General features: G+C 46.1%; 11 protein-coding genes (1 of these 11 cut by a window edge). 5 read left to right on the top strand and 6 right to left on the bottom strand.

The window, feature by feature from the left end:
• Positions 1-304: the 5' end (the start) of an S-layer homology domain-containing protein gene (locus ACUN27_RS05910; protein WP_445558562.1), read on the bottom strand. The gene continues 911 nt to the left of window position 1, outside the view; only the first 304 of its 1215 coding nucleotides appear in the window; it begins with the start codon at positions 302-304; its stop codon lies beyond the left edge, outside the window.
• Positions 305-521: 217 nt separating this feature from the next.
• Here ACUN27_RS05910 and ACUN27_RS05905 point away from each other — a divergent pair, with 217 nt between their 5' ends.
• The 4 genes from ACUN27_RS05905 to ACUN27_RS05890 all read left to right on the top strand — a co-directional run bounded on the left by ACUN27_RS05905 (position 522) and on the right by ACUN27_RS05890 (position 5080).
• Positions 522-2165, top strand: a complete 1644-nt coding sequence (locus ACUN27_RS05905) for an FAD-dependent oxidoreductase (protein ID WP_445558561.1) — start codon at positions 522-524, stop codon at positions 2163-2165.
• 152 nt (positions 2166-2317) lie between these two features.
• Complete coding sequence (locus ACUN27_RS05900) at positions 2318-3094, top strand: DeoR/GlpR family DNA-binding transcription regulator (protein WP_315954010.1); 777 nt, start codon at positions 2318-2320, stop codon at positions 3092-3094.
• On the top strand, positions 3087-3911 hold the full coding sequence (locus ACUN27_RS05895) for an HAD family hydrolase (protein ID WP_445558560.1): 825 nt from the start codon (positions 3087-3089) through the stop codon (positions 3909-3911). Before ACUN27_RS05900 ends, ACUN27_RS05895 begins: the two co-directional genes overlap by 8 nt.
• Entirely contained in the window at positions 3908-5080 is a 1173-nt protein-coding gene (locus ACUN27_RS05890) for an MFS transporter (RefSeq protein ID WP_315954008.1), read from the top strand. The genes ACUN27_RS05895 and ACUN27_RS05890 overlap by 4 nt, the downstream gene beginning before the upstream one ends.
• A 51-nt stretch (positions 5081-5131) precedes the next feature.
• On the opposite strand, the gene ACUN27_RS05885 is transcribed toward ACUN27_RS05890, so the two are convergent.
• From ACUN27_RS05885 to ACUN27_RS05875, 3 genes are all read right to left on the bottom strand, one after another.
• Entirely contained in the window at positions 5132-5677 is a 546-nt protein-coding gene (locus ACUN27_RS05885; RefSeq protein ID WP_326061152.1) for a hypothetical protein, read from the bottom strand.
• A gap of 61 nt (positions 5678-5738) precedes the next feature.
• Positions 5739-7169 carry a DEAD/DEAH box helicase gene (locus tag ACUN27_RS05880; protein WP_445558559.1) on the bottom strand — a complete coding sequence of 477 codons (1431 nt, stop codon included), beginning with the start codon at positions 7167-7169 and terminating at the stop codon, positions 5739-5741.
• 145 nt (positions 7170-7314) lie between these two features.
• Complete coding sequence (locus ACUN27_RS05875; protein WP_246069395.1) at positions 7315-7836, bottom strand: RNA polymerase sigma factor; 522 nt, start codon at positions 7834-7836, stop codon at positions 7315-7317.
• A gap of 334 nt (positions 7837-8170) precedes the next feature.
• On the opposite strand from ACUN27_RS05875, the gene ACUN27_RS05870 reads away from it, so the two are divergent.
• Entirely contained in the window at positions 8171-8428 is a 258-nt protein-coding gene (locus ACUN27_RS05870; protein ID WP_315954005.1) for a DUF2573 family protein, read from the top strand.
• A 50-nt stretch (positions 8429-8478) separates the two neighbouring features.
• Here the strand turns inward: ACUN27_RS05870 and ACUN27_RS05865 are convergent, their stop codons facing one another.
• Both ACUN27_RS05865 and ACUN27_RS05860 read right to left on the bottom strand, forming a co-directional pair.
• The gene (locus tag ACUN27_RS05865) at positions 8479-9261 is read right to left on the bottom strand and encodes an SDR family NAD(P)-dependent oxidoreductase (RefSeq protein ID WP_315954004.1); all 783 of its coding nucleotides are present in this window, start codon (positions 9259-9261) and stop codon (positions 8479-8481) included.
• A gap of 99 nt (positions 9262-9360) precedes the next feature.
• Positions 9361-9819, bottom strand: coding sequence for a chemotaxis protein CheX (locus ACUN27_RS05860; RefSeq protein WP_127458539.1), 459 nt, complete (start codon positions 9817-9819; stop codon positions 9361-9363).
• Positions 9820-10038 lie beyond the last annotated feature (219 nt).

The following is a 10038-nucleotide window of genomic DNA, read 5'->3' as shown; positions in this document are numbered from 1 at the left end:
ATTTATCTGGTTTGAATGTACCATCTTCGTATCCTTCAAACACTTGTTTGGATGCCAAGCTAGCTATGTAACGCATTGCCCATTGAGCACCTTTGAGGTCGTCAAAGTTAATGCGGATTTGAATGTTGCCGCTAATTTTACCGTTGTTGTTTTTACCGTTATTAATAGAAGTGTTATAGCTATTGTTACCTTTACCACGATCATCATGGTCATTCCCTTTGGCAAACGCTGCAGAAGCGCCTCCCATTACCATTGTTAAAACAAGTCCTGTTGCTACAGCTTTCTTCATTAGGTTCTTTTTCATATCAAGTTCCCTCTCCCATATTCATATAGTTGGTATAAATAATGTGGAGCCTTCGCGAAGGGTTCCTGGTTATGCTACAACAATTCGCCATTGCAAATATGTTTAGGGGGGTTGGAGAAATAAATCTTTAAAACTAGAAATTTGTCGAGTCTATTAAATCCCCCCTGAAACTGCTAAACTTAACGATATAAAACACTACCGCAAAAGGAGTTCATGTATGCGTTTACGTAATCCCAGAGTTCAGCTCGTTATTGCTCTAACCGTTATTCTAATTGCGTTGTCAGTCTTCTCTTATAGCAAAATCGGGCTCAAGCAAGCAAATGTGGAACCTGCTGTTGTTACAGTGCCGACCAGCACGCATCAAGATTCTCCTACTACTAGTGAAGCCCCACCAACACCGCCCGTAGAAACCAAAAATACGTATCCGTCCGAGCAATTTGACGTTGTAGTAATCGGCAGCGAGCTAGAAGGCCTCTATCTGGCGAGGGCGGCTGCAGACGAAGGTTTGAAGGTAAAAGTGTTGGATCCTCATAAAGCTTTTGGAGGCCAGATCCTTCAGAGTCAAATGTTGTTTTTGGATGAAACGCGTGACGATCAAGGCCATTTATTAGTGCAGGGCCGTGCTAAAGAATTGTTCGATGGTTTCCGAAACGCCAAAATCCGTAAACTTTCAGAATTTTCAACGTATATGGATAAACTGGTCAAAAATATTCCTGTCGAATCCGGCGTTATCTTAAATGACATTGAGCAAATCAACACGCCAGACAGCATGCACAAAGTCGCTTCTATCGTTTACACGACGGAAAAGAATGAAAAGAAGAAGATTACGGCCGGCTACTGGGTCGATAACAGTGATTACGCCGCACTCATCTCGCGACTAGATGCTAAGAGATTGCCAGGACTGGAGAAGTTCTATGGGCAAAAAGATATCGAGTACATGAGCGCCGGTATGATGATGAAGTTCACGCACGTCGATTGGAAAAAGTTCAGTACAACTTTCAACGCGTTAAAACCTGAAGAGAAGTCCAAACAATTTGGCGGCGGTTCTGTCAATGACAGCTATGCGATCGGGCTAAGCGGTATGACAAAGGCTTATCATCCTTCCAATGACCGCGTATTCCTAAGAGGTTTAAATGCTGTGAATCAAAGAGACGGGGAAGTTTTGATTAACGCCCTTCTGGTGTACACCGTTGACCCGTCCAAACCCGAATCCATCCAAGAAGCTGTTACACTCGGCAACAAAGAGACGGCATCCATTCTGGGTCATTTCCGTAAAACCTTACCCGGTTGGGAGCATGCCGAACTTGGGGAATTGCCGACTTACCCTTACGTAAGGGAATATAATCACTACGAAATGGATTATGTCTTAAAGCCGTCCGACCTGCTTTCAGGCGCCATGTTCTGGGATAATGTCAGCATTGGCGGCTATCCGCTCGATTTGCAGGGCACTAGCGCTAACAAGTGGGGCATCGAGATGGGCCGTCCTGATAAATACGGGATGCCGCTGCGTAGCTTTTTATTAAAAAACTACGACAATGTCATTGCCGCCGGGAAAAATGTGGGCTCCTCAGCAATCGCATACGGAAGTACAAGAATTCAACCAAATACGAGTCTGGCTGCTGAATCCATTGGTGTCATACTGGGACAGTTACACGGCAAACAAAAGCTTAGAGAAATCACGCCTGAGGAGATGGCCAAGTTACAGCAGTACTTAGCTGCTCATTATCAAATCAAGTTAACCGGGGTAACCGGCACCAACAAAATCAGCGGCTGGAACGAAGATGAGATTAGAAAGCTGGATAGCGGAGAAATTACTTATCCTAGCTACGTGAAAACTCGCAAAAAACCAGCTGTGAAATAACTAAACCCGTGCATTCGTTTCTTGAGCGAGTGTGCGGTTTTTTTACGAAAATTTAATTAAAAAAGTTGTTGAAAAACAGGACTCCCAGCCATATAATAAGCAATATACTTAAGTTCACTTACAAACACTTACGTGAAAGGAGTGAGAAACCTTTGTTTCAAGAAGAAAGACTCATATCCATTATTGATTACTTAAAATCAAATAAGCGCATTACGGTTGACCTAATTTGCGAGCTGTATGATGTATCACGAGATACCGCCCGGCGTGACATGGTGAAACTTGAAGAACAGGGCCGTATTGTGCGAACACGCGGCGGTGCCATCCTCCCCACACTTTCCAAAGAAGTCGGCAATTACGAACAACGACTCCAAGCAGAGTCTTCTTCCAAACTAACCATCGGCAAAACAGCCGCAGGACTCATTCAAGATGGCGACTATATCATGATGGATGCCTCCACGACAGTGCTGCATGCTGCAAACGCACTGACATCCAAACATAATGTCGTGGTGACAAGTTCTATAGAAATCGCTGCTATTTTAACCCGTAAAGATGAAACTACGATTCACATTCTTGGAGGCGTGTTGGATAGCAAACATCATAGCGTCTACGGTGCGAAAGCCATCGAGATGTTGAACGATTACCACGTCGATAAGCTTCTGATCGGAACCTGCGGAATTACGGAGGAAGGGCTGTCAGCCCCCAATGAAGAGGACAGCTATTTAGTCCGCGCCATGATCCAACATGCTGACCAAGTCATCGTTCTAGCGGATCATTCTAAGTTCGGTAAGCGGCTGTTCCATCGCGTGGTCGGTTTTGAAAGCATCGATATCCTGGTCACAGATCAAGACTTGAGCTCCGAAATGAGAGAGAAATTACTGGCAAGTGAAGTTGAAATCGTTTTGGCAAAAGGAGATGACTTAGATGATTAAGCTTATCGTAAGTGATTTAGATGGTACTTTGCTCGATCACAGCAAGAAAGTTAGTTCAAGAGAGCAAGCTGCGCTGAAAAGAGTGAAAGAAGCCGACATTCTGCTTTGCCTGGCCTCAGGAAGAATGAATGTGGAGATGCAGCAAGTTCTAGAGGAAATTGGACATCGCGCCTACTCCGTATCGCAGAATGGCGCATTCATTCATTTGGAAGATGGCTCGTTTCTGAAATCTCAGCTTTTCGAGCCTGAATTAGCGTATCAAGTGTATCAATTGCTGAAAGATTTTGACGTCGTGAAGATCGTTTGCTCAGGTGAAGCCAATTACATCACGCATTTGACGCCCGCTTCCGATGAGGTTCAGTCACGTACATTCCGGCCTTTTATTATAAAAGAGGACATCGAGCAGTCGCTGCAAGCCGAGCTTCCTATTTGTAAGATTTCTACATTCGGGGATATTCAAATCCTTCTGGCACTTAAAGCATTAATAGAAGAAAAGCTGGGCGATCAAGTTGAGCTGTTCATCTCCGACAAAGATTGCTTGGACATCATGCCACGGCAAGTTTCAAAAGGCAACTCCCTCCTCGTCCTCATGGAGCAATTGGGTCTGAAACCTGAGGAAATTGCCTGTGTTGGTGATTCCTTCAATGATGTATCCATGTTCGGGATTACTCCGCATAGTTTTGCTATGAAAGGTGCTCATCCGGAGGTCAAACAAAAAGCGAACTATCATGTCGAGTCTGTCGCTGAAGTCGTTGATCATGTATTTGCCTATAACGATAAATACATGCAAGAGCAAAAAGGAAGCACAATGGTATGAGAAGATTATTAATTATGGGGTGCCTGTCCTATTTATTAACGGGCTGTACCCACGTTATTTTTGGAGCGGTATTACCCGAGCTGCTCACTCATTATGGACGCAGCTACAGCGATGGCGGCTTGCTGGTGTTCCTTGAATTCGGCGGGTTTTTGCTTGGCGTGCTCAGCATGCCCGCATTCAGCCGCCGATTCAGCCGCCGAAACACGATTACGACGGCTTTCGGCTTGCTTTTCCTTGCCATGATGACGATCGTCATGCTGCCCCCTTGGGCTTTGGCCGTGAGCCTCACCTTCGTAGCCGGCGTGGCTTTCGGACTCGTAGAAGCAAGCATTTCAACCTTCGTGTTAATGGCGGCAAAGGATAAGCAGGCCTCGGCCTTCAGCACGCTTGAAGTTTTCTTCGGACTTGGTGCACTATTCATGCCGATTGTATCCAGTATTTTGATTGCCAATGGGTTATGGAAATATGGATTTATGCTGCTGGGAATAAGCGCGCTTGCAACAGGACTCATCTGGTCTAAGCTTTCCTTGGGCGAACATGACGAATTATTGGCTCACAAAGCCGACAAGACGCAGCAAGAGGTAAAACCGCCAGCTCTGACAAGAAGTTCGTTAACCTTCCTTATTCTGTTCATGTTTGTTTTCTTCATCTATGTAGGGATGGAAAATACGATCGTTAATTTCCTGCCTTCGATCTTTATCGATCAAATGCACACTTCAAGCTCTCTATCCTCTTTGGCGGTAACAGCTTATTGGATTGCCATGGTGGCTGGTCGTCTATTTGCCGGTGTGCTTGCCGAGAAAATGACCTATTTCCGTTACTTGGCCGTCGCTTTTGGCGGCAGTTTGATAACCGTCTTCTTGTGGCTGTTCAGCACGCAGTTATGGAGCAGCTTCGCTATTGTTCTGCTGCTTGGACTCTTCATGTCAGGAATGTTCGCTGTAGCTCTTATTTATGCGAATCAATTACTCCCTGGACGCACGGAGCAAACAACAAGCACGCTTATCGCTGCTGGTGGTTTAGGCGGATCCGTCATTCCGCTTGGCGTCGGGTGGGGAATGGATAAGTTTCAAGTCGGCTTATCGATTTGGTTTGTGTTAGTTGGCATGTGTGTGGTTTTCGGCATTGTTCTCTATTCGCGTAGATGGAAAGTTCAGGCTTCGAGTTAAAAAAAAGGACAACCCGCTCATCGGGTTGTCCTTTTTGGTTCTGCCGCGCTATTACCGCAGAGCCTTTAATTGAATAAGTACGGCTTTCTCCTCGAACTGTACATCCTTCACTCCTATTAGAAGCGGCAAGTGATCTTCGATCGAGAGTTCGATTGGAGCGAATTGAAGCCACTCCTTCGGAACTTGTATGCCCCTAACCATCGTACTCTGATGCTGAATGATCACATTCGGCGGATCCCACGCCAAGGTAAAAAGCAATTGGGCGCCAACTGGCAACTTGTCCTGCCATTTAACATTGACATCAGCGACGAGGTTGCTTCCCTGCAAGGTAAGCTTAGCTCCTTCGATTCGAATGCCGTTGGGCAGATTTTGGTGGGCTGACAGCTGTTTTTTAACCAAATTGTTCAAATCTTGCTCTGTGATCTGAACTTCGAGCTTCCGGTTCTTGACAATGTCCGCGATTTTACTGCCAATTGAAATTTCTTGATAATTCAGATCTAAATCCTCGGTAGGTTGGATGTGCCGGATGAATAACACCGTGGCGGCCGCAAGGAAAAGGACGACCACGATGAGAAAAATAAATCGTTTTTGCAGCACGTTGCAACACCCCGCAGAAGACAGATTTGGCAAGCCGTACAGATCATGATGTGAATTACGGCTATTCTTTGTTCTGCTGTTTTTCCTTCAGCCAGCGAGGAGCGCCCTTGCTCTTGCGATCTCGCTCGCGCTGGGCTTTACTCACGGCCTTGCCGCCGGCGGCCGTGTGCTTCGGCGCTGCCGGCTTCGCCGGGCCAGCGCTAAATTCGCGCGCGTCCGTCGCCGCCGCGCTAGTGCGCACCGCGCCCGCAGACGCGGCAGCATCGTGCGAGCCGGCGGAGCCGCTGCGCACAGGTGCTGCGCCCCGCGGGCGTGCAGCTTCACGGCGGCTGCGCATGGCAGCCGCACTGCGGTCCTGGGCCGGGTCGACGAGCCGGCCCTCGTACATCGCCTTCGGCGCAATCGTGATACCGAGCTGCTTCTCGAATTTTTCGAGAATGAACTGCTCCTTCGGTGTCACGATAGAAATGGTCGTGCCCTCGCGGCCCATCCGACCGGTCCGACCTACGCGGTGAAGATAATACTCCGCGTTAGTGGCAGGATCCAAGTGGAAGACGTGAGTCACGCCTTCAATGTCCAACCCTCTTGCTGCAACATCCGTAGCCAGCAGCAGCTGGAATTTCCCATCTCGGAAATTCCCCATGACTTTGGCCCTATCCTGTTTGCTTGCTTCACCGTACAAGGCTTCAATAGATAACCCAACATACTGCAGCTTTGCCACAACTTGAGCGATATCGTCTGTCACATTGATAAATACAATCGCAGACTTCGGTTTAATCAAACCAACTAATCTACGAAGCGTATCCACCTTCTCGCGCTCTTGGCAAAGCACATACATGTGCTCCAGCGTTTCCGCCGTGCGCTGGCTTGGGTTGATTTTAATAATAACAGGCTCCTTCAACCATCTGCCCGCCGCTTGTTCGGTACTTTGCGGAATGGTCGCAGACACGAACACCTTTTGACTGGATTTCAGCATGCCTTTTAGCACCGACTCAACATCCTGCATGGAACCAAGCTCGAATACTTGATCCACTTCATCAACAACACCGATTTTCACATGGTGCAGAGTCAATTTCTTGATTTTCATAAGCTCAAGCAAACGCCCAGGGGTCCCCACAACAATATGAGGGTGCAATCGAAGCTTCTCGACTTGTCGAACCACAGCCGCTCCGCCAATCAAAGATTGCGAACGAATAGGACCGCCAGCCGTTAATTTTTCGATTTCTTGCATAATTTGCATACCCAGCTCCCTCGTAGGAACAACAACTAAAACTTGCAGCTGTTTCTGCGATGGATCAATTTGTTCCAGTGCCGGCAGCAAATACGCTAACGTTTTGCCAGTACCCGTCTGCGACTGAATGATGGCATCACTGCCTTGTTTCAAAACCGGAATGGCTTCTGCCTGAATCGGCGTTGGCTCACCAATACCAAATTCTTTCAATTTATCTAAATAAGTTTGTGCAATTTGCAGCTGTTCAAAGCTTGTACTCAATGGACGTAAACCCCTTTTCTCATTCAACCTAATGATCTTATTATATGTCACGCTGTATATCGATACAAATCAGTACTTCGAAAATGCTGCTAATAGATGGCCCAATCTCTCCCCTATAAGCAGAAATAAGAGTCCATATGGACTCTTATTTCCCCGTTCCCCATTCTTCCAACAGTTTCTGCTTGATGACATCTCTTGCCCGGAACAACCGCTGCCGCACAACACCCTCGGTAACCCCTAGTTCAATCGCCATATCCTTGTACGATAAATTATGTATCCATTTCATTGCAATAATTTGACGGTAGGAGGGAGTTAGTTGATTAATATAAGAGATGATGGCTTCCCTCATGAGCTTCAGCTCGACTTCTTGATCCAGGGAACCCAAATAATCTGAGGTAGGTGCCGTTTCCTTGATGCACAGCATCAGTTCCGTTTCTAGCTCATCTCGGTTGCGTTTGTGTTTGCGAAGATGATTCAGCGTTACATTCCGGGTCAGTTTCTTGACCCAACTTTCATATTTATCAATATCCTGAAGCAGCGGCGCTTTCCGCACAGCCCGAAGAAAAGACTCTTGAATAATATCCTCCACGGCTGCATGGTCCCTAAGTATAAAATAAATCATGGGATAGACGAGTAGATAAAACTCTTGATATATCTGTTCCTGCACGCTCTTCTCTAAAGTGTAAAAATCACTGCTAAATAACAGTTTGAGAGACTTCGAAATAAACGCCCCCTAGCCAACCAGGTAAAAACATCTCTGTTTCTTACCCTTATTTTAGGACAAAGCTAGGGAGTAAACAACAATAAAAACATTGTAATATGGTAATAAAACCCACTTAGTGCTTATGCTGGTTTTTTTCGCGCTATCACAGCTGGCTCTTCCTATTAATTGACCATCTCGTAATTGTGCGATGGACATGGGTCCCCCTATTTTTGACAGCTTTCAAATCATCAGATAAACTAGAAGTGACTTACTATTTTCCATCCGAAGGGATGAAACTATGAATACAGATTTTGAGAAAGAATTCAACGCACTTGTGTTAAAAACCGCAGAACTCATTACGGGAGATACATCGCCTGAAATGCTTGAGAAAATAAAAGTATGGGCATTTTTTAATCATGTTCATAAATCGCTCCCGGCCCTGACTTCTCATTGGAATCAAACGCATCCCGAAAGCAAAGCGGAAGTGCGTCGAATTTTCGAAGAGATTCGTGATTTAAATCAAGCTCTGCAAGCCAAAAAGCCTGAGTCGAAGTAATTTCGCTCACACAATGAAAAAAGCGGATCCCAGCATAGACCGGGACCCGCTTATTTTTTATTTAAAATCCCCGATGCCAACCGGTCGAATAGCCGCGGAAATAAGTGAAACAGCTTAATGCCAACGCCCGCTACAAAGGGAAGATTTTTCTCCGGTATTTTCTTCTCAATGGCATGGATCAGTTCTTTCACAACTTTCTCCGGTTTGAGCATAAACCAAGCTACATTTTTAACATAGTTCCCGCTCGGATCTGCTTTATCGAAAAATGGCGTGGAGATCGGCCCTGGATTAATCGCCGTAACAAATACACCTGTTCGCATTAACTCCTGGCGCAAACTGTTTGTGAAACCAAGCACCGCATGTTTCGTTGCCGAATAGCCCGTAGATTTGGCCGAACCGATTTTCCCCGCCATGGACGCTATGTTCACGATATGACCACTTCCCGCCTTCAACATATGAGGCAATACAGCTTGCGTGCAGCGGACAACCCCCATGTAGTTCACGTTCATCATATCTTCAAAATGCTCCAGCGGCGCACCGGCGAACGACTCAAATATCCCGTAACCGGCATTGTTGATTAAAATATCGATACGACCAAACTTCGCGATAACCTGACTAACCACGTCCTGCACTTGCTGCGTGTTCGTAACGTCAAGCGCGTAAACAGCATGTTGGCCTTGAATACCTGCAGCAATCGACTCAAGCTTGTCTGTGCTGCGGGCTGTCAAAATTGGAATCGCCCCCATCGCCGCAAATTGCTGTGCCATGACAGCGCCGATGCCACTTGACGCTCCGGTGATCAAGACGATTTTGTTCGAAATGTTCAACGTCATTTCTCCCCATTCCAGTAAATTACAAAAAAAAGAGAACCGCTAATCGCAGTACTCCATTCATTCTAGCTTATGTATAAAACATTTCATTCCATATTCATATTACGTAATTAACACTTGAATGTCCAGTTCCCCAATGCTATCCATAATCAAAGGGATCGTTAGCGCCCGCTTCGGCACAAAACCGGCAGCCGTCGCTGATTGAACCAGCTTCGGAGGCGTGATATCTACCCTTACGCCTTGATTAAACAACATGGTGCTTGCATTCCCGCTAATCATATTGCCTAGCTCCGATATAGCGCTCTTGCCCATTTCGTCCATTTCCGTAATTACAAACCCGCCCATCATCGCGGAAACCATCTTCAAAGCGACGTCCTCAGCCAAGCCGAATACAATATCGCCTTCCATTTGTCCGGTCATCCCGATTTGGATCCAAATATACTTTTCCACAAATTTGACGTCTTTGACGCCGAGCTGCCCTGTAGTTGGGCGAATGTTAGCAACCTGCTCGATGACAATTCTAGCCGACTCCAAAAAAGGATTAATGTACTCAGCCTTCATAGCTCCGCTCCGATCTCATTTGTGAATAAGTTCCACCAAAAACGACCTTTTTCAACATTATACCTAAAATACTAGGACAAGTATACTGTATTTTTTCATAAAATAGTTCCTTATACTCACATACAGACACTCTTCCTGCCTTCATACTAAAATTGTCGAATCTGGATTAATGGATCCTAATCAGCAGGAAATACAGCAAGTAATCTGGAAGAATATATA

The organism is Paenibacillus sp. WC2504 (assembly GCF_052682475.1).
This window is presented reverse-complemented; position numbering and strand designations above follow the sequence as displayed.